Source organism: Hydrogenophaga sp. IBVHS1 (assembly GCF_002127265.1).
Taxonomy (GTDB): Bacteria; Pseudomonadota; Gammaproteobacteria; order Burkholderiales; family Burkholderiaceae_C; genus Hydrogenophaga.
In genome coordinates, this window is sequence record NZ_NFUU01000001.1 from 1968667 (window position 1) to 1995371 (window position 26705).

28 protein-coding genes are annotated in these 26705 nt (G+C 63.0%); 3 read left to right on the forward strand and 25 right to left on the reverse strand.

What is annotated here, in order from left to right; translation table 11 throughout:
* Window positions 1-7: 7 nt before the first annotated feature.
* From pheS to aceA, 6 genes are all read right to left on the reverse strand, one after another.
* Window positions 8-1060, reverse strand: coding sequence for a phenylalanine--tRNA ligase subunit alpha (pheS, locus tag CAP37_RS09345; RefSeq protein ID WP_086124910.1), 1053 nt, complete (start codon window positions 1058-1060; stop codon window positions 8-10).
* A 121-nt stretch (window positions 1061-1181) separates the two neighbouring features.
* On the reverse strand, window positions 1182-1541 hold the full coding sequence (gene rplT, locus CAP37_RS09350) for a 50S ribosomal protein L20 (RefSeq protein WP_086120609.1): 360 nt from the start codon (window positions 1539-1541) through the stop codon (window positions 1182-1184).
* 24 nt (window positions 1542-1565) lie between these two features.
* The gene (gene rpmI / locus CAP37_RS09355) at window positions 1566-1769 is read right to left on the reverse strand and encodes a 50S ribosomal protein L35 (protein WP_066266229.1); all 204 of its coding nucleotides are present in this window, start codon (window positions 1767-1769) and stop codon (window positions 1566-1568) included.
* A gap of 182 nt (window positions 1770-1951) precedes the next feature.
* A complete protein-coding gene (gene infC / locus CAP37_RS09360) occupies window positions 1952-2566 on the reverse strand; it encodes a translation initiation factor IF-3 (protein ID WP_086123913.1) in 615 nt (204 codons plus the stop codon).
* Window positions 2567-2674: 108 nt separating this feature from the next.
* On the reverse strand, window positions 2675-4582 hold the full coding sequence (gene thrS, locus CAP37_RS09365) for a threonine--tRNA ligase (RefSeq protein WP_086123914.1): 1908 nt from the start codon (window positions 4580-4582) through the stop codon (window positions 2675-2677).
* Window positions 4583-4814: 232 nt separating this feature from the next.
* Window positions 4815-6146 carry an isocitrate lyase gene (gene aceA, locus CAP37_RS09370; RefSeq protein ID WP_086123915.1) on the reverse strand — a complete coding sequence of 444 codons (1332 nt, stop codon included), beginning with the start codon at window positions 6144-6146 and terminating at the stop codon, window positions 4815-4817.
* A 385-nt stretch (window positions 6147-6531) separates the two neighbouring features.
* Here aceA and CAP37_RS09375 point away from each other — a divergent pair, with 385 nt between their 5' ends.
* The gene (locus tag CAP37_RS09375; RefSeq protein ID WP_373271088.1) at window positions 6532-7419 is read left to right on the forward strand and encodes a DMT family transporter; all 888 of its coding nucleotides are present in this window, start codon (window positions 6532-6534) and stop codon (window positions 7417-7419) included.
* Between the two features lie 5 nt (window positions 7420-7424).
* Here CAP37_RS09375 and CAP37_RS09380 read toward each other — a convergent pair whose 3' ends face one another.
* From CAP37_RS09380 to hemN, 3 genes are read right to left on the reverse strand one after another with little or no spacing between them, the layout of a single operon-like run.
* Window positions 7425-8039: a 2-hydroxychromene-2-carboxylate isomerase gene (locus tag CAP37_RS09380; RefSeq protein WP_086123917.1), complete on the reverse strand. Its 615-nt coding sequence runs from the start codon at window positions 8037-8039 to the stop codon at window positions 7425-7427.
* Between the two features lie 36 nt (window positions 8040-8075).
* On the reverse strand, window positions 8076-8747 hold the full coding sequence (locus CAP37_RS09385) for a sulfite exporter TauE/SafE family protein (protein WP_086123918.1): 672 nt from the start codon (window positions 8745-8747) through the stop codon (window positions 8076-8078).
* A gap of 14 nt (window positions 8748-8761) precedes the next feature.
* Complete coding sequence (hemN, locus tag CAP37_RS09390; RefSeq protein WP_086123919.1) at window positions 8762-10141, reverse strand: oxygen-independent coproporphyrinogen III oxidase; 1380 nt, start codon at window positions 10139-10141, stop codon at window positions 8762-8764.
* Between the two features lie 147 nt (window positions 10142-10288).
* Between hemN and fnr the strand changes: the two genes are divergently transcribed.
* Window positions 10289-11014: a fumarate/nitrate reduction transcriptional regulator Fnr gene (fnr, locus tag CAP37_RS09395; protein WP_086123920.1), complete on the forward strand. Its 726-nt coding sequence runs from the start codon at window positions 10289-10291 to the stop codon at window positions 11012-11014.
* A gap of 9 nt (window positions 11015-11023) precedes the next feature.
* On the opposite strand, the gene CAP37_RS09400 is transcribed toward fnr, so the two are convergent.
* The 9 genes from CAP37_RS09400 to CAP37_RS09440 all read right to left on the reverse strand — a co-directional run bounded on the left by CAP37_RS09400 (window position 11024) and on the right by CAP37_RS09440 (window position 18797).
* A complete protein-coding gene (locus tag CAP37_RS09400) occupies window positions 11024-11260 on the reverse strand; it encodes a hypothetical protein (RefSeq protein WP_086123921.1) in 237 nt (78 codons plus the stop codon).
* Between the two features lies 1 nt (window position 11261).
* Window positions 11262-11555 (reverse strand): hypothetical protein, encoded by a 294-nt coding sequence (locus CAP37_RS09405; RefSeq protein ID WP_086123922.1) that lies wholly within the window; start codon window positions 11553-11555, stop codon window positions 11262-11264.
* Between the two features lie 26 nt (window positions 11556-11581).
* On the reverse strand, window positions 11582-12955 hold the full coding sequence (gene ccoG / locus CAP37_RS09410; RefSeq protein WP_086124911.1) for a cytochrome c oxidase accessory protein CcoG: 1374 nt from the start codon (window positions 12953-12955) through the stop codon (window positions 11582-11584).
* A gap of 95 nt (window positions 12956-13050) precedes the next feature.
* Entirely contained in the window at window positions 13051-13965 is a 915-nt protein-coding gene (gene ccoP, locus CAP37_RS09415) for a cytochrome-c oxidase, cbb3-type subunit III (RefSeq protein ID WP_086123923.1), read from the reverse strand.
* 25 nt (window positions 13966-13990) lie between these two features.
* Complete coding sequence (locus tag CAP37_RS09420) at window positions 13991-14131, reverse strand: cbb3-type cytochrome c oxidase subunit 3 (protein WP_086123924.1); 141 nt, start codon at window positions 14129-14131, stop codon at window positions 13991-13993.
* A gap of 19 nt (window positions 14132-14150) precedes the next feature.
* A complete protein-coding gene (gene ccoO, locus CAP37_RS09425) occupies window positions 14151-14774 on the reverse strand; it encodes a cytochrome-c oxidase, cbb3-type subunit II (protein ID WP_086123925.1) in 624 nt (207 codons plus the stop codon).
* A 10-nt stretch (window positions 14775-14784) separates the two neighbouring features.
* On the reverse strand, window positions 14785-16224 hold the full coding sequence (gene ccoN / locus CAP37_RS09430) for a cytochrome-c oxidase, cbb3-type subunit I (protein ID WP_086123926.1): 1440 nt from the start codon (window positions 16222-16224) through the stop codon (window positions 14785-14787).
* Between the two features lie 74 nt (window positions 16225-16298).
* The gene (ccoS, locus tag CAP37_RS09435) at window positions 16299-16436 is read right to left on the reverse strand and encodes a cbb3-type cytochrome oxidase assembly protein CcoS (RefSeq protein WP_086123927.1); all 138 of its coding nucleotides are present in this window, start codon (window positions 16434-16436) and stop codon (window positions 16299-16301) included.
* Window positions 16437-16445: 9 nt separating this feature from the next.
* A complete protein-coding gene (locus CAP37_RS09440) occupies window positions 16446-18797 on the reverse strand; it encodes a cation-translocating P-type ATPase (RefSeq protein ID WP_086123928.1) in 2352 nt (783 codons plus the stop codon).
* Window positions 18798-18907: 110 nt separating this feature from the next.
* On the opposite strand from CAP37_RS09440, the gene CAP37_RS09445 reads away from it, so the two are divergent.
* A complete protein-coding gene (locus CAP37_RS09445; RefSeq protein ID WP_086123929.1) occupies window positions 18908-19351 on the forward strand; it encodes a universal stress protein in 444 nt (147 codons plus the stop codon).
* A gap of 118 nt (window positions 19352-19469) precedes the next feature.
* Here CAP37_RS09445 and CAP37_RS09450 read toward each other — a convergent pair whose 3' ends face one another.
* The 7 genes from CAP37_RS09450 to CAP37_RS09480 form a co-directional block, all read right to left on the reverse strand.
* Window positions 19470-21023, reverse strand: coding sequence for a malonyl-CoA synthase (locus CAP37_RS09450; RefSeq protein ID WP_086123930.1), 1554 nt, complete (start codon window positions 21021-21023; stop codon window positions 19470-19472).
* Window positions 21024-21041: 18 nt separating this feature from the next.
* Window positions 21042-21809, reverse strand: coding sequence for an enoyl-CoA hydratase/isomerase family protein (locus CAP37_RS09455; protein ID WP_086123931.1), 768 nt, complete (start codon window positions 21807-21809; stop codon window positions 21042-21044).
* Window positions 21806-22795, reverse strand: coding sequence for a tripartite tricarboxylate transporter substrate binding protein (locus CAP37_RS09460; RefSeq protein WP_086123932.1), 990 nt, complete (start codon window positions 22793-22795; stop codon window positions 21806-21808). The genes CAP37_RS09455 and CAP37_RS09460 overlap by 4 nt, the downstream gene beginning before the upstream one ends.
* A gap of 30 nt (window positions 22796-22825) precedes the next feature.
* Window positions 22826-24157 (reverse strand): malonyl-CoA decarboxylase, encoded by a 1332-nt coding sequence (locus tag CAP37_RS09465; RefSeq protein ID WP_086123933.1) that lies wholly within the window; start codon window positions 24155-24157, stop codon window positions 22826-22828.
* Window positions 24154-24822 carry a GntR family transcriptional regulator gene (locus CAP37_RS09470; protein WP_086123934.1) on the reverse strand — a complete coding sequence of 223 codons (669 nt, stop codon included), beginning with the start codon at window positions 24820-24822 and terminating at the stop codon, window positions 24154-24156. Before CAP37_RS09470 ends, CAP37_RS09465 begins: the two co-directional genes overlap by 4 nt.
* 72 nt (window positions 24823-24894) lie before the next feature.
* Window positions 24895-25707: a prolipoprotein diacylglyceryl transferase gene (gene lgt, locus CAP37_RS09475; protein ID WP_086123935.1), complete on the reverse strand. Its 813-nt coding sequence runs from the start codon at window positions 25705-25707 to the stop codon at window positions 24895-24897.
* Window positions 25708-25711: 4 nt separating this feature from the next.
* On the reverse strand, window positions 25712-26641 hold the full coding sequence (locus CAP37_RS09480) for a LysR family transcriptional regulator (RefSeq protein ID WP_086123936.1): 930 nt from the start codon (window positions 26639-26641) through the stop codon (window positions 25712-25714).
* Between the last annotated feature and the right edge of the window lie 64 nt (window positions 26642-26705).

The window sequence follows — 26705 nt, forward strand, 5'->3', positions numbered from 1 at the left end:
CGGGATCTCAGCGGAATTGCGAGAGAAAGCGGACGTCGCCGTCGAAGAACAGGCGAAGGTCGTTGACGCCATAGCGCAGCATGGTCAGCCGATCCGGGCCCATGCCAAAAGCGAAGCCGATGTAGCGTTCGGGATCGAGGCCCATGTTGCGCACCACGTTCGGGTGCACCTGCCCAGAGCCCGCCACCTCCAGCCAGCGGCCTGCCAGCGGGCCGTGCTGAAACTGGATGTCGATTTCCGCGCTCGGCTCAGTGAACGGGAAGAAGCTCGGGCGGAACCGAAGCACAAGGTCGTCGGACTCAAAGAAAGTGCGGCAGAAATCGGTGAAAACGAACTTCAGGTCTTTGAAACTCACGTTCTCACCGATCCACAGGCCTTCGCACTGGTGGAACATCGGCGAATGGGTGGCGTCGCTGTCCACCCTGTAAGTCCGGCCCGGTGCAATCACGCGGATCTCCGGCATGCCAAGACCTGCATCAAGCGCGGCGCGGTGTCGCTTGACATGCTGCACGGCGTGGCGGATCTGCATGGGGCTCGTGTGCGTGCGCAGAAGATTGGGGGCTTTTTCGCTGCCACCTTCTACGTAAAAGGTGTCGTGCATCGAGCGCGCCGGGTGATCCTCTGGCGTGTTGAGCGCGGTGAAGTTGAACCAGTCGGATTCAATCTCGGGTCCCTCGGCCACCTCGAAACCCATGGACCCGAAGATAGCCTCGATGCGTTCAAGCGTGAGGCTCACGGGATGAAGGCCGCCCTGACCCCGATGTCGCCCAGGAAGCGTTACGTCCAGTGCCTCGGCCCGCAGCTGCGTCTCCAGCTCTGCATCGGCCAGCGCCTGACGGCGTTCGGTGAGTGCAACCTCGATGGCCTGCTTGGCCAGGTTGATGGCGGCGCCACGCGTCTTCTTTTGATCCACCGAGAGTGCGGCCATGCCCTTCATCAACTCGGTGATGCGGCCGGACTTGCCCAGAAACAGCGCCTTGGCGTTTTCCAGGTCGGAAGGGGCTGCGGCGTTTGAAAACGCGGCTCGTGCGCCTTCGACCAGTTCGTCCAACTCGTTCATGTGTGTGATGGAATCGTTGGGAAACAAAAAAAGGGTTGAAGCCAGCGAGGGAACCCCTCAAGCCTCAACCCCTTTGAGCGACTGGCGAGCACCGCGGCAACGCGGTACTCCCTGCCGTGAATCAAGCGGCCAGCTTGGCTTTGACTTGCTCCACGATGCTGCCAAAGGCAGCCGGGTCGTTCACCGCCAGATCGGCCAGGACCTTGCGGTCGATTTCGATCTGAGCCTTCTTCAGGCCATTGGCGAACTGGCTGTACGTCAGGCCGCATGCGCGGGCACCAGCGTTGATACGGGCAATCCACAACTGCCGGAACACGCGCTTTTTGGTGCGGCGATCACGGTAGGCGTATTGCCCTGCCTTCATCACCGCCTGCTTGGCGATGCGGAAGACGTTACCGCGGCGGCCGCGGAAACCTTTGGCCAGAGCCAGTACTTTTTTGTGTCGGGCGCGAGCCGTGACACCACGTTTGACGCGAGGCATGTGTTACTCCTTGTTCGTCGTTGATCAAATGCCCTGGCCGGGCAGCATCTGTGCCATGTGACCCATATTGGTCTCATGCACGGTCACCGCACCCCGCAGGTGGCGCTTGTTCTTGGTGGTCTTCTTGGTCAGGATGTGACGTTTGAAGGCTTGACCGCGCTTGACGGTGCCACCGGGACGAACGCGAAAACGCTTCTTCGCGCTGCTCTTGGTCTTCATTTTGGGCATTTACATGCTCCTTTTCATTTGTGCTCGTGAGGCGCCGCGAACCTTCCGCGGACTTGTTGGCCCCGAGCCACTTTTATGGGCAACCTTTCGGTCACCCGTTCGGTGTCAGTCCTCTCGGACTGCACCTCGAACCGCCAGGAGACTACTCTGGCGATCCAATCCTTTGTCTTTCACCTGCAGCTTCAGGCCGCTGGCTGTCCTTCTGCCGGTGCTGCCACCACCTCTGCCGGCTTGGACGCTCCGCCGCCGGTTTTCTTGCGCCCCGGCGCGATCATCATGATCATCTGCCGACCCTCAAGCTTGGGAAACTGCTCCACCACGATGGAATCAGCCAGCTCATCCCGAATGCGGTTCAAAAGCGCCAACCCCAGATCCTGGTGGGTAATTTCCCGGCCGCGAAAGCGCAAGGTGATCTTGCACTTGTCGCCATCGTCCAGGAACCGGCGGATGTTCCGCATCTTGATGTTGTAGTCGCCGTCGTCCGTGCCCGGGCGAAACTTGATTTCCTTGATCTCGATGACGGTCTGCTTGGCTTTCGCCTCTGCGGCCTTCTTCTGCTCCTGGTACTTGAACTTGCCATAGTCCATCAGGCGACACACGGGAGGGACGGCAGTGGCCGCAATTTCGACCAGATCCACATCCAGCTCACCGGCCATGCGCAACGCTTCTTGCAGACTGACGATACCCAGTGGCTCGTTCTCTGGCCCGTTGAGGCGGACCTCGGGTGCCATGATCTCCCGGTTCAGTCGGTGTGCGCGCTCTTCACGCTGGCGGCGGTCGCGAAAGTTGGTAGCTATGGTGAGTTCCTTTACGTGGGCTGATCAAACACAACGGCGACTCTCACAGCCGCCCTCTCGCAAGCATGGGGCGCCATGGCTACAAGGGCCTCGATCCTGTGTTTGATGTCAAACCTTGGATGAAACGTCTGCCGCAATGAGTTTGGAAAAGGCTTCCAGCGGCATGACACCGAGGTCTTTGTTACCTCGAGCCCGCACAGCCACGGCACCAGCCGCCTTCTCTTTGTCGCCCACGACGAGGATGAAAGGCAGCTTTTGCAACGCGTGCTCTCGTATTTTATACGTTATTTTCTCGTTGCGCAGGTCGGTCACGACCCTAAGCCCTTGATTCTGCAACGTTTTCGCGATTTCACGACAGTAATCGGCCTGACCATCGGTGATGTTGAGCACCGCCACCTGCTCCGGCGCGAGCCAGGCGGGCAGAGCGCCAGCGTGCTGCTCGATGAGAATGCCGATGAAACGCTCCAGGCTGCCGACGATGGCACGGTGCAACATGACGGGGTGTGCCCTTCCACTGGTCTCGGTCACGTATTCACCACCCAGGCGTTCGGCGGTGTTGAAATCCACCTGCATGGTTCCGCATTGCCACTGCCGACCGATCGCATCCTTCAGCGTGTATTCGATCTTGGGCCCGTAGAAGGCGCCATCGCCGGGCGAAACGATGAATTCGCAGCCTGAACGCCGCAAGGACTCCATAACCGCGAACTCGGCCTTGTCCCACAGCTCGTCGGAACCCACGCGCTTCTCCGGCCGTGTCGCCACTTTGTAGATGATGTCCTTGAAACCGAAGTCTGCATACACCCTCTGCAGCAGCGCGGTGTAGGCAATGCATTCGTCGAGGATCTGGTCTTCGGTGCAGAAAATGTGCCCATCGTCCTGCGTGAAGCCACGCACCCGCATGATCCCGTGCAGCGCGCCGCTCGGCTCGTTGCGATGGCACTGGCCAAACTCGCCATAACGCAACGGCAGATCGCGATAGCTCTTGATGCCCTGCTTGAAAATCAGCACGTGCCCAGGGCAGTTCATCGGCTTGAGCGCGTATTCGCGCTTTTCCGATTCTGTGGTGAACATGTTGTCGCGGTAGTTGTCCCAGTGGCCCGTCTTCTCCCAGAGGCTCTTGTCCAGAATCTGCGGGCCCTTCACTTCCCGGTACCCGTTGTCGAGGTAGACCGCCCGCATGTATTGCTCTACCGCCTGCCAGACGGTCCAACCCTTGGGGTGCCAGAACACGAGCCCAGGCGCCGCTTCTTCCATGTGGAACAGATCCAGTTCACGCCCAAGCTTTCGGTGATCGCGCTTCTCTGCCTCCTCCAGCATCGTGAGGTAGCCCTGAAGCTCTTCCTTGGTGGCCCATGCCGTGCCATAGATGCGTTGCAGCATTTCGTTGCGGTGGTCACCACGCCAATAGGCGCCCGCCACCTTCATCAGTTTGAAGTGCTTGAGCTTGCCAGTGCTGGGCACGTGGGGACCTCGGCACAGGTCTTCAAAGGCGCCTTCTCGGTAGAGCGACACATCCTCGTTGCTCGGAATGCTGGCGATGATCTCGGCCTTGTAGTGCTCGCCCATGCCCTTGAAATAGGCCACGGCTTCGTCGCGCGGAAGCACGCGCCGAACCACGGGCTCATCCTTGGCCGCCAGCTCGGCCATGCGCTTCTCGATGGCGGCCAGATCGTCGGGCGTGAAGGGCCGCTTGTAGGAAAAGTCGTAGAAGAATCCGTTCTCGATCACTGGGCCGATGGTCACCTGGGCATCGGGGAAGAGCTCCTTGACCGCGTAGGCCAGCAAGTGAGCTGTCGAGTGGCGGATCACCTCCAGGCCATCGACATCCTTGGCCGTGACGATGGCGAGCGGGCTGTCCTGCGTGATGAGAAAACTGGTGTCGACCACTTTGTCGCCGATCTTGCCAGCCAGAGCCGCCTTGGCCAGGCCGGCACCAATGGTGGATGCGACTTCGGCAACCGTAACCGGGCCGGGAAACTCGCGTTGGGAACCGTCGGGAAGCGTGATGTGCAGCATGGTCGTCCAGAAAACAAAAAAGCGCGGCAGGGGCCGCGCTGGTGTGGGAGAAAACGAAATCGGGCAGGCGCGAACTGCGGGCCTCAGAGGGCCGTGGGTGTCAACTCCATAGTTCGCGGTGTCATAACCAGATTGCCTTTCTCGCTCTTGCTGAGTCAGAAGAGATCGAATTTTCCCACAAAAAAGCCCGGGGCATGCCCCGGGCTTCGTCTCCTCTACTCTTACGGCCGATTCAGTGGAACTGCTCTTCTTCGGTCGAGCCGGTCAGCGCCTTCACGCTGGACGAGCCACCCTGGATCACGGTGGTCACGTCGTCGAAGTAACCCGCGCCCACTTCCTGTTGATGCGACACGAAGGTGTAGCCCTTGTCGCGCGCCTTGAACTCGGGCTCCTGCACCATCTCGGTGTAGTGCTTCATGCCTTCGCCGCGTGCATAGGCGTGCGCGAACTGGAAGGTGTTGAACCAGTTGATGTGGATGCCGGCCAGCGTAATGAACTGGTACTTGTAGCCCAGCGCGGCCAGGTCTTCCTGGAACGAGGCAATCTGCTTGTCGTTGAGGTTCTTCTTCCAGTTGAACGACGGCGAGCAGTTGTACGACAGCAGCTTTCCCGGGCAAGCGGCCTGCACAGCCTGGGCGAACTCGCGGGCGAAGCCGATGTCGGGCACGCCGGTTTCGCACCACACCAGGTCGGCGTAGGGCGCGTAGGCAATGCCGCGGCTGATGGCCTGCTCCAGGCCGTTCTTGACGCGGTAGAAGCCTTCCTGCGTGCGCTCGCCAGTCAGGAAGGGCTTGTCGTTGGCGTCGTGGTCGCTGGTGATCAGGTTGGCGGCTTCAGCATCGGTGCGTGCCAGCACGATGGTGGAGACACCCATCACGTCGGCAGCGAAACGCGCGGCAATCAGTTTCTCGCAGGCTTCCTGGGTGGGCACGAGCACCTTGCCACCCATGTGGCCACACTTCTTCACGGCGGCCAGCTGGTCTTCGAAGTGCACGCCAGCAGCGCCGGCGGCAATCATGTTCTTCATCAGTTCGAAGGCGTTGAGCACACCACCGAAACCAGCTTCAGCATCGGCCACGATGGGCAGAAAGTAGTCGATGAACTCCGGGCTGCCCGGCTCGATGCCACGACCCCACTGGATTTCATCTGCGCGCTTGAAGGTGTTGTTGATGCGGCGAACCATGGTGGGGACCGAATCGTAGGCGTAGAGCGACTGGTCGGGGTACATGGTTTCGGAGGTGTTGCCATCGGCCGCCACCTGCCAGCCAGAGAGGTACACGGCTTCGAGGCCGGCCTTGGCTTGCTGCATGGCCTGGCCAGCACTGATGGCGCCGAAGGCGTTCACGTAGCCTTTCTTGGCACCGCCGTTGACCTTGTCCCACAGCTTTTCAGCACCGCGCTTGGCCAGCGTGTGCTCGATCTGCATGCTGCCACGCAGGCGCACCACGTCAGCGGCGGAATAGCCACGCTTGACGCCTTTCCAGCGCGGGTTGGTGGCCCAGTCTTTTTCGAGGGCTTCGATCTGTTGCGCGCGGCTGAGTTGCTCGGTGAGGGATTGGGGCATGACGGACTCCGTGAGGTTGAAGAGAATTGGCTGGTTTCAGGGCTGCATCGGGTGGGCTGCAAACCGGAAACCGATGGAGTGACTTTAAGTCTTATAGAAGAGTTTTGAAAGCTCTTATGTCTTATATAAGAGAAGAATTTTCTTGAGGTTTTTCAATGATGTATTTGACAAATTTCTCAATGCGGGAAGCGCTCTCTCGCATTGAGAAAAATTCATGCGGCGCAGCATTTTATTATTTCATAATGCGGCATTTGCATTTCTCATGCAGGAATGACAAGCAGCTCATCGGGCATGATGCAGCCCACTTTCGTGCCGACGCCCTCCCCCTGTGAATCCCAACCTTCCCCTGAACCGCTGGTGGGCATACGCCTGCCTCGCATTGAGCATGTCCCTGGTGGGCAGCTATGTCGCTCTTTCCAAACCACTGGTGCTCGTGTTTCCCGTGTTCCTGCTGGCGTGGCTGCGCTTTGGGATCGGCGGCCTGGCCATGTGGTCGTGGCTGCGCAAACCGGCCAGCGAGCCACCCATCACACCGCGCATGCGCGGGTTGCTGTTCCTCGAATCGTTCCTGGGCAATTTCCTGTTCTCCATTTGCATGCTGTTTGGCGTGAGCATGACGACGGCGGTGGCCGCCGGGGTCGTCATGTCTTCGATTCCTGCTGTGGTGGCCGTGCTGAGCTGGATGTTTCTGCGCGAGCGCATCGGCTGGCGCAGCGCGGCAGGCATCGCCTGCGCAGCCCTCGGCATTGGGCTTTTTTCCTTGCAGAAGGTCGATGCGGGAGTGGGCGCCTTGGTGGACAACAGCGGCCCGTTCGGCGTCAGCAAGGCCTTGCTGGGCAATCTGCTGGTCTTCGCGGCCGTGGTCTGCGAGGCGTCTTACGTGGTCATCGGCAAGCGCCTGACCGAGGGAATGAGCCCGAAACGCATCTCTGCGGTCATCAATCTGTGGGGCTTCGCCCTGGTCACGCCATTCGGCATCTGGGCGGCGTGGCAATTCGACTTCGGCGCCGTGGCTGCGCCGATCTGGATGCTGCTGGTGTTCTATGCGCTGGCCGCCAGCATGTGGACGGTGTGGTTGTGGATGACCGGCCTGAAGGTGGTACCGGCTTCTCAGGCGGGTGTGTTCACCGTGATGCTGCCCATCAGCGCGGCCGCCATCGGCGTGCTGTTCATGGGCGAGCGACTCACCCTCCTGCAAGGTGTGGCGTTCGGTATCGCGCTGCTTGGGCTGGTGCTGGCGACGCTGCCGGGGCGGGCTGACGCGACCCGCTGATCGCTTCACCAGCCGCCAGTGGCAAGCCAGTCGTCCAGTTGTTCCAGGCGGTCCGATCCCCAGAAGGGTTCGCGGTCGACGATGAAGAATGGGGATCCGAAGACGCCGCGTTCGAGCGACACAGCCACCGCGTTGCGAAGTTCGTCGCGGGCGATGTCGCTTTCCATCCCCTCCCGCAAAGCTGCCACCTCCAGCCCGAGCAGCGGCGCGATCTCGGCTACGCGTTCGGGTTTGCCGAGATCCTGCGCCAGGCGCCAATAACGATCCAGCGCCTCTTTGGCGAAGGAGGTTTCGGTGCCAGGGTGGTTGTGGCGCAACCAGTAAAACGCACGCGCTACAGGGCGCGGATCCATCATCGGATCGGCCGGCTGGCGAGCCAGCTGCAGGCCATGTTTGCGCACGTAGCGCAGGCTGTCGCGCACCACGTAGTCGCCTTTGAGCGGTGTCTCCAGCAGGGGCTTGAGCCCCATGGTCTTCATGACCGAAACCCCCAGCAACATGCTGTGCCAGCGGACACTGCGCCCATGGCGCGCTGCAATGGCCTCGATGCGCAGGCTCGCAAAGTAGCCATACATCGACAGGAAATCAAAGTAGAAATCGATCGGTTCTTCGTGCTTCATGGGACATGAGTATCCCCAATCGCAGTATCTACAGGTTCAAGCGCACCAAAGCCCGGTTGGCTGCGTGATGCCCATCCAGATCGCCCAGCCCGATGTGAGCGCCAGGGCCAGCCCTGCCAGGCGAATGGCCAAGGCACCGGAGCGTGCGCCACGCAGGCGCAGCATCAGCCAAGGCGCCGCCGTGAGCGAGACCGAGGTGCCCAGCGCAAACAGCGCCATGATGACTGCGCCCTCCATCGCGTTCGCCGACAGCGAAGCCACCAGCAAAGCCGAGTACAACAGGCCACACGGCATGAGCGCCCAGCCCGCACCCAGCACCAGAGGCGCACGCGGCCCCAGCCTGCCCAGCACGGGCCGCGCCCTGCGCCAAACGTTCTGTCCCAGTGTTTCAATCCACGCGGGCTGCCGAGCCTGCCAGAGCAACACGACGCCCAGCAGCAACGCCGCCACATGGAACATGGTCCACACAGGCCGCAGCACAGCCGTGTTGGTGCCCAGCCAGGCCAGCCCCTGCACGGATCCCGCTGCCAGCGCTCCGAACAAGGCGTAGCCCAGCATGCGGCTGAACTGAAAGGTCATCAACGCAGATGTGCTGCGCTCGCCAGCCGCCCGGCCAATGCCGGCGCAGGCCGCTCCGCACATGGCAACGCAGTGGGGACCGCCCACCAGACCCATGAACAGGGCCGTGATCGCCATCGAGGTCTGCATGGCCGTGCGCCTGCTCAGATGATCCTGGAGAACTTGGCGCGGTCCTGGTCGACCTGCAGGTGCTTGTCGAAAACCATGGCGATCGCGCGCACGAGAAACCAGCCAGCCTCGGTCACCTCTATGCCGGTGCTGTTGATCGTCACCAGTCCCTGCTCGGCCATCGCCTGAAGCATCGCAAGCTCGCGTTCGAAGTACCGCCTGAAATCGATCAGATGTCCCAGCTCGATCGATTCGAACTGCACCTCACCCTGGCACATGAGCGACATGATGACCGCGCGGCGCAACAGGTCGTCGCGCGTGAGCGCCAGGCCGCGCACGATGGGCAGGCGGCCCTGGTCGAGCAGGTCTCCGTACTCGGCCAGCGTCTTGGCATTCTGGCTGTAGGTGGCGCCGATGCGGCCGATAGCCGATACGCCCAGGCCAATCAGGTCGCAATCGGGCTGGGTGCTATAGCCCTGAAAGTTTCGATGCAGACGGCCCTGGCGCTTGGCCACAGCCAGTGCGTCATTGGGCAACGCGAAATGGTCCATGCCCACGTACACATAACCCTCGCCAAGGAGTGCATCCAGGGATGCCGACAACATGGAAAGCTTGTCACCCGGGCTGGGCAGTTCTGCAGCCACAATGCGCCGCTGCGGCTTGAAGCGAGATGGCAGATGCGCATACGCATAGAGCGCAATGCGATCAGGCCGCAACGCATTCACCTGCGCCAGCGTGCGCGCGAAGGATTCCGGCGTCTGCAGCGGCAAACCGTAAATGAGATCCACGTTGATGGATTCAAACCCGATGCGGCGCGCGGCCTCCACCAGCGCGAACACCTGCTCGGCCGGCTGCACGCGGTGCACCGCCTTCTGCACCGCGGGGTCGAAGTCCTGCACCCCGAAGCTCAGGCGGTTGAACCCGAGTCGGGCCAGCGTGCGCAGACGCTCTTCGGTAACCGTTCGCGGGTCCACTTCGATCGAGTACTCACCGCCGGGTGCCAGGGTGAAATGGCGCCGTAGCATGGACATCAAGTCTTCGAGTTCGGCGTCTGAAAGAAAGGTGGGCGTGCCACCACCCAGATGAAGTTGCGAGACGCCCTGGCCGGCGCCGAAGTGCGCCACCTGCAGCTCCACTTCGCGCGTCAGGTACCGCAGGTACTGCGCGGCGCGATCGTGGTGGCGGGTAATCACCTTGTTGCAGGCGCAGTAGTAGCAGACCGATTCGCAGAAAGGGATGTGCACGTAGAGCGAGAGCGGCAGTGCCATGGAGCCGGCACGGCGCTGACCCAGCGCCTGGGTGTAGTCGTGCTCGGTGAAGGCCTCGACGAATCGATCGGCAGTGGGGTATGAGGTGTAGCGGGGCCCTGGCACGTCAAAGCACCTCAGCAGTTCGTCCGAAATAACGTGGCTCACGGGAATGGTCTCCAATCTGGGTCCCACTGTGCAACGCTGCGCCCGGTTTGCCCTTGATCCTGGTCAAAGTCTCTCCAGTGCAGTCAAAGTGCGGGTGAATTACGGGTAGGCGTATGCTTGCGCCTTTAGAGAACGGAGGGACTCAACATGGACGCACAAACCATCAAAGTGGCCTGCTCAAGCTGTAACCTGCGCGAGCTGTGCCTGCCCATGGGACTCAATGCCGGCGAAATGGTGAAGCTCGATCACATCATCTCGACCCGCAAGCGGATCAAACGCGGCGGCACCCTTTTCAACGTGGGAGACAAGTTCACCTCTCTCTATGCGGTGCGCTCGGGTTTCTTCAAGACCTGCGTGACCACCGCCGATGGGCGGGACCAGGTCACTGGTTTTCAGATGACGGGCGAGATCCTCGGCCTCGATGGCATCGTCAGCGACCACCACTCCTGTGATGCGATCGCCCTTGAGGATGCCGAGGTCTGCATCATGCCGTTTGACCAGGTGGAGGAACTCTCTCGCGAGTTCACCACGCTGCAGCACCATGTGCACAAGATCATGAGCCGCGAAATTGTGCGAGACCATGGCGTGATGTTGCTGCTGGGCAGCATGCGGGCCGACGAGCGCCTGGCCGCGTTTCTTTTGAACCTGGTGCAGCGCCTGCACGCGCGCGGTTTTTCGCAGTCGGAGTTTGTGCTGCGCATGACACGCGAGGAGATTGGCAGCTACCTGGGCATGAAGCTGGAAACGGTGAGCCGCACGTTCTCGAAATTTGTTGAAGACGGCATTATTGAAGTCAAGCAGCGCTACGTGCACATCAAGGACACGGAAGCACTCAAGCAGATCGTCAATCCGCAGAACTGTCGGCCGTCCTGATCAGACCGGCTATCGATTGAGGTCCGCGCCCGACCGCGCCAGCAGCAGGGTGAGCCCACTAGACACCATGGCCACCGCCCAGAACACGAAGAACGCCACGGTGTAGACGGCCTGACGAGACCATTCCAGCGACTGACCGAACCAGTGCAGGCCGCTTGGGTCGACCAGCGCAAACACCACCATCTCCAGCACAGCCGCCACCAGGAAGGCTGGCCAGGCAATGACCATCCAGGCCCGCGCGCTCATCTCAGCGTTCCTGCGGCACCACCGGCGAGGCCGCGTGGTTTCGGGCCTGGTGGGCGGGCTGCAGTTTGATCAACGCATCCTCCCGGGCCTGACCCTGCAAGGCCATGGCCGCCTGGCGGCTGCGCGCGAACTCTGTCTTGTCGAGCACGGGGTCGGCGTAATTGACGGCAATCCAGGCGGTGATGAGACTGGCCACCACCACGGTCAGTGGGCCCCCCACCACAAGCCACATGTGTGGCACGCGCCACCACGCGGTGGACGGATTCTTGAGGACTGCGGATGCGGAAGCGCTCATGGAAATCTCCTGGATGGTTGTCCGCCTCATCGTGGCACGACGAACGCGGCCTTTTCGGTCACGCGCGATACCTCTTCGCCACTGGAACGGATCTCGAACTGAATGGAGTGTGACCCGGGCTTTGCGGCGTCGGGCGGAATCTGCACCCTCACCGCTGCCGAGCGCACCTCGGTGGGCAGCACATCGACTTCGGCCTGCGAAGCCAGGGTGATCCCCGGCAACCCGGAGACGCTGATGACGTAGCGCTGCGAGGACTCGGTGGCGTTCATGATCTGCAGGCGGAACACGTTTTCGATGCGGCCCTGCTCCACCATGCGAGCCAGTGCGCCGCGATCGCGGATCACATCGACCTTGAGCGGTGTGCGCAGGAACAGACTGACGCCCACGGCGAGGGTGATCGCCAGCAGGATGAAGCTGTACACCAGGACACGCGGGCGCATGGCGCGCTGGAGCATCTGGCGCGTGTTCCAACCCTGGGCGATGCCGTTCTGGGTGGAGAACCTGATGAGGCCACGAGGATAGCCGACCTTGTCCATCACGTCATCGCACACGTCCACACAGGCGGCGCAGCCGATGCACTCGTACTGAAGGCCTTTGCGGATGTCGATGCCGGTGGGGCAGACCTGCACGCACAGCGTGCAATCGACACAGGCGCCGAGACCGAGCGCTTGGGGATCGGCCTTCTTCGAGCGCGCGCCACGCGGCTCGCCGCGCTGGGTGTCGTAGGTCACGATCATGGTGTCCTTGTCGAACATCGCACTCTGGAAGCGCGCGTACGGACACATGTACTTGCAAACCTGCTCGCGCAGGAAACCGGCGTTGCCGTAAGTGGCAAATCCGTAGAAGAACACCCAGAACGTTTGCCACGGACCGAGCGATGCGGCGAGTGCGAGCGCGCCCAGATCGCGGATAGGCGTGAAGTAGCCAACGAAGGTGAAACCGGTCCATAGCGCGAAAGCGATCCACAGGGCATGCTTGAGCGATTTCTTGCCGAGTTTCGCGCGCGTGAGTTTCATGCCGTCCAGACGCAAGCGCGCGGAACGATCGCCCTCCACCTTCTTCTCGATCCACAGAAAAATTTCGGTGTAGACCGTTTGCGGGCAGGCAAAACCACACCACAGCCGCCCCGCCACGGCAGTGAACAGGAACAGCGAGAGCGCCGAGATGACCAGCAGACCGGTGAGGTAGATGAAGTCCTGCGGATACAGGACCAGCCCGAAGATGTAGAAGCGACGGACTTCCAGATCGAACAGCACCGCTTGGCGCGCATTCCATTCCAGCCACGGCAGACCATAAAAAACGATCTGTGTGATCCAGACGGTCAGCCAGCGCCAGCGCGAGAAGATGCCCGAAACCGAGCGCGGGTGAATCTTCTGGCGCGACGCGTACAGGGAGACCATCTCCTCGTCGGGCGGCTCACCGTTGGACGGCTGAGCGACGATGGGGATGACGGTTTTGGGCGAGCTGGCGCTGGAACTGGCGGTGGTCACGGGAATCAGTTGGCGGTGGCGGACTTGCGGGAAAGGCCCCACACGTAAGCAGTCAACACATGAATCTGGTCGGCGTTGAGCTTGCCGGCCTGCGCTGGCATCTGGTTGTTGAAGCCGTTGTTGACGGCCTTCACGATCGCTTCTTCACCCCACCCGTGCAGCCAGGTGCCATCGGTGAGATTGGGAGCACCCATGGCCGGGTTGCCTTTGCCGTCCATGCCGTGGCAGGCAGCGCAAGCCGCGAATTTGGCCCGGCCCTGCACCGCGCGCACCGGATCGTGCGGGGTAGATGAAAGGCTGAGCACGTAATGCGCGACGTTGCGCACATCTTCGGGGCTGCCCACAGCGGCAGCCATGGGCGGCATCACGCCATTGCGGCCTGCGGTCAGCGTGGTCTTGATGGTGGCCGGATCACCACCATAGAGCCAGTCGCCATCGGCCAGGTTGGGGAAGCCGCGGGAGCCTCGCGCGTCCGAACCATGGCACTGGGCGCAGTTGTTCATGAACAGGCGCTCACCAATGGCCATGGCGCTGGCATCACCCGCGAGCTTGTCGGGTTCGATGGCTTGAAACCTGGCGTAGATGGGCGCGATGTTCTTCTCGACCTTCTCGACCTCTGCCTTGTGCTGGCCAAGTGAGGACCAGCCGAGCATGCCCTGGTAGGAGCCGAACGTGGGATAGAGCACGCCATAGATCAGCGAGAAAACCACGGTGATGATAAAGAGGTACACCCACCATTTCGGCAGCGGATTGTTCATTTCCCGCAGGTCACCGTCCCACACGTGGCCGGTGGTGTTGTCGGTTGAGGCTGCCACCTTGGTGGTGCCGCTCACCCACAGCAGGACCACGCAGGCCACGATGCTGGCCAGCGTGATGCCAGCCACGTAGATTGCCCAGAAGTTGCTTGTGAAATCGCTCATGATGTTTCTCTTGTTCGGGCCGCTTTCACGCCTCGTCTTCGAAAGGCAGCCGGGCCGCTTCGTCGAAACGATCCCGGTTGCTCCTGGACCAGGCCCAGGCAACGATGCCCAGGAATGTCAGGAGGCTGACGACGGTGACGATGCTGCGCAGGTCGTTGATGTCCATGGTGTTCTCTCCGCAAGACTTACTTGATGGCGGTGCCGAGCACCTGGAGGTAGGCGATCAGCGCGTCGAGCTCGGTCTTGCCCTTCACATCCGTGCTCGATGCAGCGACTTCCTCGTCGGTATAGGGCGCTCCCAGCGTGCGCAGCACTTCCATGCGCCGTGGAATGCCGGCTTCGTTCACCGTCTTTTTCTCCAGCCATGGGTACGCCGGCATGTTGGACTCCGGCACCAGATCGCGCGGGTTGGTCAGGTGCAAACGGTGCCACTCGTCGCTGTATCGCCCGCCCACGCGCGCCAGGTCGGGCCCGGTGCGCTTGCTGCCCCACTGGAACGGCCGGTCGTAAACGAATTCACCCGCCACCGAGTAGTGGCCGTAGCGCAGTGTCTCGGCCTGAAACGGCCGGATCATCTGCGAGTGGCAGTTGTAGCAACCCTCGCGCACATACACATCACGCCCGGCAATCTGCAATGCGGTGTAAGGCTTCAGGCCTTCCACGGGCTGCGTGGTGGATTTCTGGAAGAACAGCGGGACGATTTCCACCAGTCCGCCGACCGCAATCACCAGCACGATGAGAACGATCATCAGGAAGTTGTTGGTTTCGATCCGCTCGTGGGTGAAACCCTGGGGCTTGTTGTTGGCCATGGTGAATTCCTCAGGCGTGAGCAGGGTTGATGGCGGGAATGCGAACGTCCTGCGCCTGGCCGCCGCGCGCGGTCATCACCGTGTTCCACAGCATCACGAGCATGCCGCCGAGGTAAAGCAGCCCCCCGAGCAAACGGATCACATAGAACGGAAAGGTGGCCTTGACCGATTCGACAAACGTGTAGGTGAGGCTGCCATCGGGATTGACGGCGCGCCACATCAGGCCCTGCATGACCCCGGCAATCCACATTGCGGCGATGTAGAGAACGATGCCGATGGTGGCGACCCAGAAGTGCAGTTCAATGGCGGGCACCGAGTACATCTTCTTCTGCCCGTAAAGGCGCGGGATCAGGTAGTACATGGAACCCATGGTCACCAGGCCGACCCAGCCGAGCGCGCCGGAGTGCACGTGGCCCACGGTCCAGTCGGTGTAGTGGCTCAAGGCGTTGACCGTCTTGATCGACATCATCGGACCTTCGAAGGTCGACATGCCGTAGAACGAGAGCGAGACGATCAGGAAGCGCAGGATCGGGTCATCGCGCAGTTTGTGCCACGCACCTGAGAGCGTCATGATGCCGTTGATCATGCCGCCCCAGCTGGGTGCGAGCAGGATGAGCGAGAACACCATGCCGACCGATTGGGTCCAGTCGGGCAACGCGGTGTAGTGCAGGTGGTGCGGACCAGCCCACATGTAGGTGAAGATCAGCGCCCAGAAGTGCACGATCGACAGCCGATACGAATACACCGGCCGCTCGGCCTGCTTGGGGATGAAGTAATACATCATCCCGAGGAAACCGGCGGTCAGGAAGAAGCCCACCGCGTTGTGACCGTACCACCACTGCACCATGGCGTCCTGCACACCGGCGTAAGCCGAATAGGACTTGAACATATCGACCGGCAGCGCCGCACTGTTGACGATGTGCAGCATGGCCACGGCCAGAATGAAGGCGCCGAAGAACCAGTTGGCCACGTAGATGTGGCGTACCTTGCGCATGCCGATGGTGCCGAAGAAGACCACTGCGTACGCGACCCACACCACCGCAATCAGCAGATCGATCGGCCATTCGAGCTCGGCGTATTCCTTGCCCTGCGTCAGCCCCAGCGGCAGCGTGATCGCCGCGAGCACGATGACCGCTTGCCAGCCCCAGAAGGTGAAGGCGGCCAGACCGTCGGAGAAGATGCGCGTCTGACAGGTGCGCTGCACCACGTAGTAGCTGGCTGCGAACAGACCACAGCCACCAAACGCGAAGATCACTGCATTGGTGTGCAGCGGACGCAGGCGCCCGTAAGAGAGCCACTCGATACCCAGGTTGAGCGCGGGCCAGGTGAGCTGGGCCGCAATGATCACGCCCACCAGCATCCCCACCACACCCCATACCACCGTCATGATGGCGAACTGCCGAACCACCTTGTCGTTGTAGACCGCCGCCTGGCCGGTCTTGCTTGTCATAGACATACAGAACTCCTCGCAAATGTCACTGGGGTCAGTGTGCGCAAGGCGCTCTGTATTTGCCTTGACCTAGGTCAATCGCTCTTCAGGATGCGCTCGCCTTCGCGTTCGATGTTGTCGAACTGCCCCGATTGCAGCGCCCACCAGAAGATGCCGATGATCCCGAAGACGAGCAACACGGAGAGCGGGATGAGGAGATACAGGATGTCCATGGCGTGCTTTCAATCGGTGTGGCGCGCCAGGCGCAGGGCATTGCCGATCACCAGCAGCGAACTCAGGGCCATGCCCAGTCCCGCCAGGGCTGGCGGCATGTAGCCGGCCAGTGCCAAAGGAATGCTGATCACGTTGTAAGCCGCCGCCCAAACCAGGTTCTGCCGAACGATGCGCAGGGTCGAACGTGCCTGCCGCATCGTGCGCACCACATCCATCACTTGCCCGCCCTGGATGATGTAGTCCGACTGCGCTTGCGCCAGCGGGGCAGCGTGGCCCAGCGCGAAAGAAGTGTCTGCGCGCGCGAGCACCGGGCCGTCGTTCAGGCCATCACCCACCATGGCGACCTTCAGGCCCTCGGCCTGCAGCGCTGCCACTTCTTCAAGCTTGTGTTCCGGCGTGGCGCCCGAGATGACGTGGTCTACCCCCACCGCCTCACCCACGCGCGCCGCCGATTCGGCGCGATCGCCCGAGAGCAGCCAGGTGCGCACGCCCAGCGCTCGCAACGCCGAAATAGCTTCGCGGGCATCCGAGCGCACCGACTCCTGCAACACGAAGCTGGCCAGCCAACCCTGTGCGTCGCTCAGGTGCACCACCGGCGCATCGCCTTTCAGCACGGGCGCATTGCAGAATCCGGCCGATCCCAGGCGCACCGCCGAACCTTCGGCCGCCAGAGCCTGCATGCCCTGCCCGGCCACCTCGCCTCGTTCGAACAACAGCGGCAGAACCAGCGAGCACGTGCGCGCCTCGGCCAGAATGGCCCGCGAAACGGGGTGCAACGAGCCCTCGGCCAAAGCACCGGCCAAGGCCAGCGCGTCGTCGCGCGCCACGCCAGGCCGTGTGACCACCTCTTGCAATGCGAGCCCTTCATGGGTCAGCGTGCCGGTCTTGTCGAACACCACAGCGTTCACGCTCGCCAGTGTCTCGAAAGCCTGCAGCCGGCGAACGAGCACGCCACGCCGCGCCAATTCGCCAGCGGATGCGAGCATGGCCGCCGGCGTGGCCAGCGACAACGCACAGGGACAGGTGACGATGAGCACCGCCACGGCCACGGCAAGCGCTCGCGTGTGGTCGATCTGCCACCAGTACCCCCCTGCCAGAGCAGCCGCCAGCAGCACGAACACCAGGAAAGGCGCGGCCACGCGATCGGCGAGCACAGCCAGGCGCGGCTTTTCCGTGGAGGCCTGCTCCATCAGCCGCACGATCTGCGCAAAGCGGGTGTCTGCGCCCACGCGGTTCAGACGCACCAGCACGGGCCCACCCAAATTGAAGCTGCCGGCCACCACGGCCTGCCCGCGCTCACGCGCCACGGGGTGCGATTCTCCAGTGAGCAAGGCTTCGTCCACCGTGGCGCACTCGCTCAGCAGCTCACCATCCGCAGGGAATGCCTGGCCCGCCGAGACACGCACCACATCGCCCGCCAACAGCCGGCGGATCGACACGTTTTCGAATTGGCCGCCCTGTCCCTGGCGCTCGCAAGTCGGTGGAAGTCGTGTCATCAAACTGTCCAGAGCACCAGCGGTTCGGTCGCGCGCCTTGTGCTCCAGGTAACGACCACCGAGCAGAAAGAAGACGAACATGCTGAGCGAGTCGAACCAGACTTCGGAACCCCAGGGACCAGTGGGGTCGAAGGTGGCCGCCGAGCTGACGAGGAAGGTGATCAGAATGCCGATGGAAACCGGTGTGTCCATGCCGATGCGGCCACGCCGCAGGTCGGTCCACGCAGTCCGAAAGAAAGGGCCGCTGGCGAAAAACACCACAGGCAGACAGATCACCCAGCTGGCCCAGCGCAGCAGTTGTTCGATGTCCGCCGGGATCTCACCCGGCTCGGTCACATACGCGGGCCACGCGTACATCATCACCTGCATCATGCAAAAGCCCGCCACGAAGAGGCGCCAGAGCGCCTGGCGCGTCTCCAGCAGGCGCTGGCTGATGGACAGGGCCTGTTGCATCGGCAGCAAGCGGTAGCCGGCAGCGCCCACCGCGCGCGCCAGGGTCGACATCTGAGTGGAAGCCGGGTCCCAGCGCACACGCAGGCGTCTCGTGGCGGCATGCACCCGAGCGTGCCGCACCCCGGGCAGATCCTGCAACGCCGACTCCACGGTGTCGGCGCAGGCGGCGCAATACATGCCCTGCACCATCAACACGGATTCCGCGACCGTTTCGCCCGCTTCCTCGCGGACTTCTGTGAATGTGGGTTGTTCGACCGGATCGTCGAGCACACAGAAGTCGTCGTCCACAGTGAGCGGCCCGCGATGCACACCCAGCCATGCCCCGGCCGAGGAAGCTTCGACAGGTGAAGGAGTGGGCGGCGCGTCGGCGAGCAAAGGCCCCACCGGCAGCGTGGCGACGGCCTGGTTCATGGCTGTAGCGTATGGTGAGACTTGCCGCGCGCCATTGACATAGGTCAACCGCATGCGGGCTCGGTCTGGGTACGCTAGCTTTTCCAGCCAACTAATTCGAGGAGCACTCCATGTACAAACGCATTCTGGTGGCCACCGACGGTTCCAAACTTTCCCAACAGGCCGTGGAGCACGCCATCAATCTGGCCGACCTGACCGGCGCCGAAGTGGTGGCGCTGAAGGTGATTCCACGCTATCCGCAGACGTACTTTGAAGGTGGTGTGGCGCTGGCGGCGGCAGAGGTGGCACGCATCGAGAAACAATGGCAGGAAGAAGGCATGGCTGCGGTCAACGCGGTGAAGTCTGCGGGTCAGTTGCAGGAGGTGAAGGTCAAGCCGCTGACCGTGAAGTCCGATCTGATCTCCGAGGCCATCATTGCCACGGCCAAGCGCAACAAGTGCGACTTGATCGTGATGGCTTCGCACGGTCGCAAGGGCATCAAGCGACTTTTGCTCGGGAGTGAAACGCAGCAGGTGTTGACGCATTCGCACATTCCTGTGCTCGTGCTGCGATAGCGGGCTCCCCCCGCGCCGGCCCTGTGAGCCGTCACCCCCCAAGGGACGATGCCTGAGGCCTGGCAAAGCCAGTTCCTCGGCATCCACGACTTGTTTCCCTTCGCTCCGGAGAAAGAACTCAGGAGAACAGCGCCTTGTGCTGGTCCCGCAGCAAGTTCTTCTGCACCTTCCCCATCGTGTTGCGCGGCAACTCGTCCACCACAAAACACCGCTTGGGAATCTTGAAGTTGGCGAGGCGGGCCTTGAGCGCCGACACCACCGCATCGGGATCCACTGCCGCTCCGGGCTTGGTTGTCACCACTGCCACACCCACCTCGCCGAAGTCCGGGTGCGGCACACCCACCACCGCACTCTCGGCCACACCCGCCATTTCGTTGATGCAGCTTTCAATCTCCGCCGGGTAAACGTTGTAGCCACCGGAGATGATCAGGTCCTTGCTGCGCCCGACGATGCTCACATAGCCCCGGTCGTCCACGCGGCCCACGTCGCCGGTCTTGAAGAAGCCTTCTGCGGTGAACTCCTCGGCGGTCTTCTCCGGCATGCGCCAGTAGCCCTTGAACACATTGGGCCCACGCACCTGGATGCCGCCAATCTCGCCCGCAGACACCGGCTGGTTGGCCTCATCCACCACGCGCAGCTCAATGCCCGGCAGCACGAAGCCCACCGTGCCACCGCGCCGTTCGGACTGTCCGCCGTGGCGGTTGTCCGGTGCGTAGGGGTTGGACGTGATCATCACGGTCTCGCTCATGCCATAGCGCTCCAGAATCGTGTGGCCTGTGCGGGCCTTCCATTCATCGAAAGTCTCGATCAACAGCGGCGCCGAGCCAGATACAAACAGGCGCATGCGCGCCACCTGCTGCTTCGTGAGGCCGGGCTCCGCCAGCATGCGCACGTACAGCGTGGGCACGCCCATGAACACCGTGGCGCGCGGGAACAGCTCCACCACCGCGCGAGGATCGAACCGGTTGAGCCAGAGCATGGTGCTGCCGTTGATCAGCGCGCCATGAATGGCCACGAACAGGCCGTGCACGTGGAAGATCGGCAGCGCATGAATGAGAACATCGTCCGGCTGCCAGCCCCAATATTTGCGCAGCACCTGCGCGTTGCTCAGCATGTTGCCGTGCGAGAGCATGGCGCCCTTGCTGCGTCCTGTGGTGCCGCTGGTGTAGATGATCACGGCGAGATCGTCGGCTCGCCGAACCGCTGGCGTGTGTACATCGCTGTGGTGGGCGGCGCGATCCAGCAGCGTGCCGCTGCGGTCCTCGTCCAGCGTGTAAACGTGCCGCGTGCCGGCCTTGAAAGCGATCTTGGACACCCAGCCGAAGTTGCCTTTGCTGCACACCACCACGGCTGGCTCGGCGTTGCCAATGAAGTACTCGATCTCGCCGGCCTGGTAGGCGGTGTTGAGCGGAAGAAACACGTGCCCGGCGCGCAGCGTGGCCAGGTAGAGCACCAGCGCCTCCACCGATTTTTCCACCTGCACCGCAATGCGCGAACCGGCGGGCAGATTCAGCGAATCAAGCAGGTTGGCCATCATGGCGCTGGCGCGATCGAGGTCGCGCCACGAATAGCGCAGGCCGGCGTGGACGCCGCCCACGGTTTCGACCGCCGTGGCGTCCAGGTCTGCGGGGAAGGCCGATCGCAGCGCGGCAAAGAGGTTGTGGTTGTCCATGAAAATGTCTCGTTAACGTCAGAACACCGCCCGGCGCTTGGCCAGAAAAGCCGCAATGCCTTCCCGATGCTCCGCGCCGTTGGCATAGTGGTAGGCCTGCTCCAGCAAGGCGGCGGGAGGCTCTGTAGACCCGAGCGAGCGCAGCGCCTGCTTGTTCAGCCTGGCCGCATCGGGCGCCAGCTGGGCCACGCGTTGCGCGCGTTCCTGCGCCTGCACAGCCACTTCATTTGCCGGCAGCACTGCGTTCAGAAAGCCCCGCGCCTTCATCTCGGCGGCATCGAGCACGGCCGCTTCCAGCAACATCTCGCGCGCCGTGGCTGCGCCGGCCTCGCGCAGCACCAGTTGCACTTCTCGCGGCGCCATGGGGAACCCCAACCGCGCGATCGGCGCACCAAACCGCGCGGTGTCGGCTGACAGCCGGATGTCGCAGCAGCAAGCGATCTCTACGCCCGCGCCCATGCAGTTGCCCTCGATCTGCGCAACGATAGGCAGATCGCACGCCAGCATGGCGCCGAGCCCGCCCCACACATCGGTCTCGTGAAACTCGCGAAGGCTGGCTTCTCCAAAGCGAAAGTCCGGGTACTCGGCGATATCGCCACCGGCGCAAAAATGCCCACCCTCCCCCGCCACGATCACGCAGCGCAGGTCGGTGCGGTGCTGCAGAGTGTCGAACACCGAACGCAGTTCTCGCCACATAGCGCGTGACATGGCGTTGAACTTGCCGGGATGACTCAGCGAGACCCGTGCCAGCAGGCCGTCTACATCGACGCGAACCCGGCCACTCATTCCAGTTTGGCGCCCGAAGCCTTGACCACCTGCGCCCACTTCTGGATTTCGCTCTTCACAAATGCGTCGAACTGCGGGCCACTCACGTTGGCAAACTCAGCACCCTGGTTGGCCCAGACCGCCTTGGCCTCGTCGGTGCTCACGGCCTTGCGAATCTCGTCGATGGCACGCGCCTGGGCATCCGCCGGTGTTCCCTTGGGCGCCCACACCCCGTACCAGGTGGTCACGTTGTAGTCGGGCAATCCCATTTCTGCGGCGCACGGCACGTCGGGCAGAGCGGCGCTGCGCTGCTTGCCCGAAACCATCAGCGCCTTGATGCGCCCACCCTTGATGTGGCCGGCCGAGGACCCGAGACCATCGAACATCACGTCCACCTGTCCTGCAATCAGGTCGTTGAGCGCGGGGCCTGCACCACGATAAGGTATGTGCGTGATGAAGGTGTTGGTCTGCTGCTTGAACAGCTCGCCCGCGAGGTGGTGCGACGTGCCGCCGCCAGCCGATGCGTAGTTGAGCTTGCCCGGGTTGGCCTTGGCGTACGCCAGAAACTCCTTGAAGTTGGCGGCAGTCACGCGCTTGGGATTCACCACCACCACCTGCGGCACGCTGGCCACCAGGATCAGCGGCACCAGATCGGTCTCGATGTTGTAGTCCAGCTTGGGGTACATGCTGGGCGCGATGGCGTGGTGCACCGCGCCCATGAACAGGGTGTAGCCATCGGGCGCAGCCTTGGCCGCAATGCCCGCGCCCAGCGTGCCACCGGCACCGCCCCGGTTGTCGATCACCAGCGATTTGCCCGTAAGGCGTGTGAACTGCGCGCCCATGGGGCGGGCAAACGCGTCGGTACCGCCACCGGCCGGGAACGGCACGATCATCGTCACTGGCTTGCTCGGCCAGGTGGACTGGGCATGCCCCACCGTGGTGTAGAGGGCGGCGCCCGCAGCGGCCGCTCGCAAGATGTCTCGTCGGTTCAGGTATTGATGATCCATGCTGTTGTCTCCTTGGGTTGAATTGGCGGCTTAAAGGTAATGGTCTTTGATGGCCGCGGCTATCGGGATTTTTCCCTGCGCCAGCGCGGCGCGGTGCTTGTCCAGGCGCTTGAGATCGTAGAGGTAGTTCACCATCAGCCCATAGGACTGCTTCAAGCCTTTGGGAGAAGGGTCGGCCGCCCAATTCAGGCGTTCCACGCGGGCGCCGTTGCCCAGGTGGAAACGGGCCACCGCGTCCAGCGGCTTGCCGTCGTGCACCTCCTGGCCGAGGTAGCGCGCAGCCCAGCCGAGCAGGTTGCGCCGGGCTTCAGAGCCTTCGGGCAATTCCTCGGCCCGCTCCCAGGCCTTGATGAGTTCGGGTGGTGCCGTCTTGTTCAACCAGGCGCGCAGGCCGGGAATCGGCGACAGGGTGGCAAATTGCTTGAGACGGGGAAACTCCTGGTGCAGGGTTTCGACCACCCGCTTGATCAGCGAGTCGCCAAAGCTCACCCCGCGCAAGCCGGTCTGTGTGTTGCTGATCGAATAGAAAATGGCGGTGGTGGCGCGATCGAGATCGGCCGGCGCAGCGGTCTCGTCCAGCAGCGGCGTGATGCTGTCTGCGATCTCGTTCGTCAACGCCACCTCCACAAAGATCAGCGGCTCTTCGGGCAGGCGCGGGTGAAAGAACCCATAGCAGCGCCGATCGCTGTCGAGCCGGTTCTTCACATCGGTCCAGCTGCGGATGTCGTGCACCGCTTCGTAACGAATGAGTTTTTCCACCAGAGAAGCGGGTGAATCCCAGGTGATGCGGCGCAGCTCCAGAAAGCCCACATCAAACCAGGTGGAGAACATGTATTCCATCTCCACGTCCAGCGCGAGCAGACGCTTGTCGGCCTTCAGGTGCGACTGCATCTCGGCGCGCAGATCGACCAGGAAACGCACGCCATCGGGGTTGGCGCTGAAGCGCTGGAGCAAACGCCTGCGCGGCGACACCGTGGCACGGCGGTAGAGCACTTCGGCCGCGGCTTCATCGGGCGTGCCCACGGCCGCTGCGTATTGCGCCTGGGCCTCTTTCACCTGCTGCGGATCGGCCACGAAGCGCTCGCTCATGAGCAACCACAGATCGCGCCGATGTGGCGGCGTGGCGCTGGCGTACCAATCCATCATGGCCTGCGCGCGGCGCCCGCCTTCCACCTCGCTCACCAGAGGATCGACGATGGCCTTGAGGTCTTTCAACGACTGGCGCAAGGCGCGCGGCGACATCGCCTCGTCCTCCTGCCGCAGCGTGGCTTTGAGTCGATCCCCGGTCGAGCGTGGCGGAGCGGGTTTTTTGGGCGCTCGCAGGCGAGACACGCTCTGGCTGAGCCATTCGCTGGTGTTCATGCGGTGAGCCTCGATGTCTGGCTTCGCGCGAGTTCGCGCAGGGCCACGCGCTGACGCGTGAGGTGGGTGCGCATGGCGGCTTCGGCGCCTTCGGCGTCGCGCGCCTTGAGCGCGGCAAACACCGCCATGTGTTCGGAGAGGCTTTGCTCCAGCCGGCCCGGCGCATGCAACTGCTGGAGCCGCGCCAACTTGACCAGCTTGCGCAGGTCGCCGATCACCTGCGCCAGCCAGCGGTTGTTGGCGAGCGTGATGATGGCTTCGTGAATGGCGAAATTCGCCTCGTAGTAGTCGGTGATGCGACGGGCTTTGGCGCTCCGGTTCAGCCGGTCGTGCAGTTGCTCCAGCGCAATCAGTTCGGCGTCGCTCGCATTGTTTGCGGCCTCGAAGGCGCAACGCCCTTCCAGCAGCGCCAGCACGGGAAAGATCTCGTCCAGATCGCGCTCGGTGATCTGGCTCACGAAGCATCCCCGCCGAGGTTCGTGGCGCAGCAGCCCTTCGGCGGTGAGCACCTTGAGCGCCTCGCGCAGTGGCGTGCGCGAGATCGACAGCGAGGCGCACAGCGCCGGCTCATCGATGAAGCTGCCCGGGGGCAGTTCGCCCGCGAAGATGCGTTCTCGCAGCTTCGCAGCGACTTCGTCGTGGAGGGAGTTGAGCACCAGTCGCATCCGTAATGATCGGTAATTACGGATAATTTTAGGAATCTCGGGGCGCTGTGCCACCCGGGATTTACCCTGCCTTCAGACGGCCGGTGCGCGGCGCCCGAGCCACCACCAGAGGAAAGCACCCCCGGCGATCATGGGCACGCAGAGCCACTGGCCCATGCTCATGCCCAGCGCGAGCAAGCCCAGATGGGCGTCGGGCTCACGGAAATACTCGGCGATGAAGCGGAGCACCCCGTAGCCGAACAGGAACGCTGCCGACACCTGCCCGCGCGCGCGGGGCTTGCGCGCGTAGAGCCACAGCAGCACGAAGAGCAGAAGCCCTTCCAGCAGGAACTGATAGACCTGCGAGGGGTGGCGCGGCAGATCGCCTGCCCCGCGGAACACCATGCCCCATGGCAGCGAAGGATCGGCCACACGACCCCAGAGCTCACCGTTGATGAAGTTGCCTACCCGCCCGGCAGCCAGTCCCGTGGGCACGCAGGGTGCCACAAAGTCCATCACCTGGAGAAAGGGTCGCTGGCGGCTGTGCGCGTACCACACCATGGCCACCATCACGCCCAGCAGGCCGCCATGAAAGCTCATTCCGCCCTGCCAGACCGCGAAGATCTCCAGCGGATTGGCCAGGTAATAGGCTGGCTTGTAGAACAGGCAGTAGCCGACGCGCCCGCCCACCACCACCCCCATCACGCCGAGAAAGAGGATGTCCTCCACGTCGCGCCTGGTCCACGGGGTCGGCTGGGTCACGCCCGCAAACGGCTGATGGTTCAGGCGCAGGCGTGCGAGCAGCAGGAACAGGCCGAACGCGGCCAGGTAGGTCAGGCCATACCAGTGGATGGCGAGTGGCCCGATCTGCAGGGCCACGGGATCGATCTGGGGATGTTGAAGCATGGGCTTATTGTGGCAGGCCACTTTTCGCAAAGTCGATCAGATGCCCAAGCGCTGGACCGACCGCGTCTTCGCGCCAGACCAGGCTGGTTTCGCAAACCGGCAGCGAGCGACCGCGCGGCAGGGCCGGGCTGCGGTAGACCACGCCCGAGCGCTGAAACTGCCGCACGCTCTGCGGGACCCAGGCGATCCCAAGCCCAGCCGAGACCAGATTGACGATGGTCTGCATCTGGATCGCTTCCTGCGCCACCTGCGGAGCACGCCCGGCGGCGTGGTAGAGCTTGAAAACCGCGTCGTGTACCGAAGGGAGGATGCGCCGCGGGAACATCACCAGCGGCTCTCCCAGCAATGCCTTCAATGTCGGCGCTTGCAGCGCGGCCAGCGGGTGCGATTCGGGCAACGCCACCACCAGCGGCTCACTGGCAATGCGCAGGTGAGACAGGCCGGCCAGCGCAAAGCCCGGCGAGTGCAGCATGAAGCAGGCGTCCGTCTCCCCGCGCGCCATCAGGTCGAGCTGCACATCGCCCGTGGCCTCCGTGAGCTCCAGCGCCACCTGCGGCCAGCGTTGCCTGAAAGCCCGGACCCAACGCGGCAAAAGCTCGTAGCCCACTGTCGACACGAAAGCCAGCCGGAGCCGGCCCAGCTCGCCCGCCGCGGCAGCGCGAGCCAGCTCTGGCAAGGCGTGCGCACGCGCCAGCAGCTCGCGCGCTTCGGGCAACAGCGCCTCGCCCGCTGGCGTGAGCGCCACACTGCGCTTGGTGCGGTCAAACAGCCGCACCGCAAGCGCCTGCTCCAGACCCGCGATGGCCTGGGTGAGCGGGGGTTGGGTCATGTGCAGGCGCAGCGCGGCGCGGCCAAAGTGCAGCTCCTCGGCCAGCGCCACAAACTGACGCCACTGCCTCAATTCAATGCGCAGCTGATTTTTTGCTTCTTTCATACGCCGCGCATATTAGTTCAAGACGTCGAATCAATTGGAATCTCTGCGAGGCGTCCCGCATACT

What these genes read in the sequence shown, in the direction of transcription:
- CAP37_RS09460 (WP_086123932.1), bottom strand. Translation starts at nt 22,795, where the DNA reads ATGGATCATCAATACCTGAACCGACGAGACATCTTGCGAGCGGCCGCT.
- rpmI (WP_066266229.1), bottom strand. Translation starts at nt 1,769, where the DNA reads ATGCCCAAAATGAAGACCAAGAGCAGCGCGAAGAAGCGTTTTCGCGTT.
- CAP37_RS09465 (WP_086123933.1), bottom strand. Translation starts at nt 24,157, where the DNA reads ATGAACACCAGCGAATGGCTCAGCCAGAGCGTGTCTCGCCTGCGAGCG.
- CAP37_RS09375 (WP_373271088.1), top strand. Translation starts at nt 6,532, where the DNA reads ATGTCCCTGGTGGGCAGCTATGTCGCTCTTTCCAAACCACTGGTGCTC.
- thrS (WP_086123914.1), bottom strand. Translation starts at nt 4,582, where the DNA reads ATGCTGCACATCACGCTTCCCGACGGTTCCCAACGCGAGTTTCCCGGC.
- pheS (WP_086124910.1), bottom strand. Translation starts at nt 1,060, where the DNA reads ATGAACGAGTTGGACGAACTGGTCGAAGGCGCACGAGCCGCGTTTTCA.
- CAP37_RS09440 (WP_086123928.1), bottom strand. Translation starts at nt 18,797, where the DNA reads ATGAACCAGGCCGTCGCCACGCTGCCGGTGGGGCCTTTGCTCGCCGAC.
- CAP37_RS09480 (WP_086123936.1), bottom strand. Translation starts at nt 26,641, where the DNA reads ATGAAAGAAGCAAAAAATCAGCTGCGCATTGAATTGAGGCAGTGGCGT.
- fnr (WP_086123920.1), top strand. Translation starts at nt 10,289, where the DNA reads ATGGACGCACAAACCATCAAAGTGGCCTGCTCAAGCTGTAACCTGCGC.
- CAP37_RS09450 (WP_086123930.1), bottom strand. Translation starts at nt 21,023, where the DNA reads ATGGACAACCACAACCTCTTTGCCGCGCTGCGATCGGCCTTCCCCGCA.
- ccoP (WP_086123923.1), bottom strand. Translation starts at nt 13,965, where the DNA reads ATGAGCGATTTCACAAGCAACTTCTGGGCAATCTACGTGGCTGGCATC.
- aceA (WP_086123915.1), bottom strand. Translation starts at nt 6,146, where the DNA reads ATGCCCCAATCCCTCACCGAGCAACTCAGCCGCGCGCAACAGATCGAA.
- CAP37_RS09400 (WP_086123921.1), bottom strand. Translation starts at nt 11,260, where the DNA reads ATGAGCGCGCGGGCCTGGATGGTCATTGCCTGGCCAGCCTTCCTGGTG.
- rplT (WP_086120609.1), bottom strand. Translation starts at nt 1,541, where the DNA reads ATGCCTCGCGTCAAACGTGGTGTCACGGCTCGCGCCCGACACAAAAAA.
- lgt (WP_086123935.1), bottom strand. Translation starts at nt 25,707, where the DNA reads ATGCTTCAACATCCCCAGATCGATCCCGTGGCCCTGCAGATCGGGCCA.
- ccoS (WP_086123927.1), bottom strand. Translation starts at nt 16,436, where the DNA reads ATGGACATCCTGTATCTCCTCATCCCGCTCTCCGTGTTGCTCGTCTTC.
- CAP37_RS09380 (WP_086123917.1), bottom strand. Translation starts at nt 8,039, where the DNA reads ATGAAGCACGAAGAACCGATCGATTTCTACTTTGATTTCCTGTCGATG.
- ccoO (WP_086123925.1), bottom strand. Translation starts at nt 14,774, where the DNA reads ATGGCCAACAACAAGCCCCAGGGTTTCACCCACGAGCGGATCGAAACC.
- CAP37_RS09470 (WP_086123934.1), bottom strand. Translation starts at nt 24,822, where the DNA reads ATGCGACTGGTGCTCAACTCCCTCCACGACGAAGTCGCTGCGAAGCTG.
- ccoG (WP_086124911.1), bottom strand. Translation starts at nt 12,955, where the DNA reads ATGGTCTCCCTGTACGCGTCGCGCCAGAAGATTCACCCGCGCTCGGTT.
- CAP37_RS09420 (WP_086123924.1), bottom strand. Translation starts at nt 14,131, where the DNA reads ATGGACATCAACGACCTGCGCAGCATCGTCACCGTCGTCAGCCTCCTG.
- CAP37_RS09405 (WP_086123922.1), bottom strand. Translation starts at nt 11,555, where the DNA reads ATGAGCGCTTCCGCATCCGCAGTCCTCAAGAATCCGTCCACCGCGTGG.
- CAP37_RS09385 (WP_086123918.1), bottom strand. Translation starts at nt 8,747, where the DNA reads ATGCAGACCTCGATGGCGATCACGGCCCTGTTCATGGGTCTGGTGGGC.
- ccoN (WP_086123926.1), bottom strand. Translation starts at nt 16,224, where the DNA reads ATGACAAGCAAGACCGGCCAGGCGGCGGTCTACAACGACAAGGTGGTT.
- CAP37_RS09445 (WP_086123929.1), top strand. Translation starts at nt 18,908, where the DNA reads ATGTACAAACGCATTCTGGTGGCCACCGACGGTTCCAAACTTTCCCAA.
- CAP37_RS09455 (WP_086123931.1), bottom strand. Translation starts at nt 21,809, where the DNA reads ATGAGTGGCCGGGTTCGCGTCGATGTAGACGGCCTGCTGGCACGGGTC.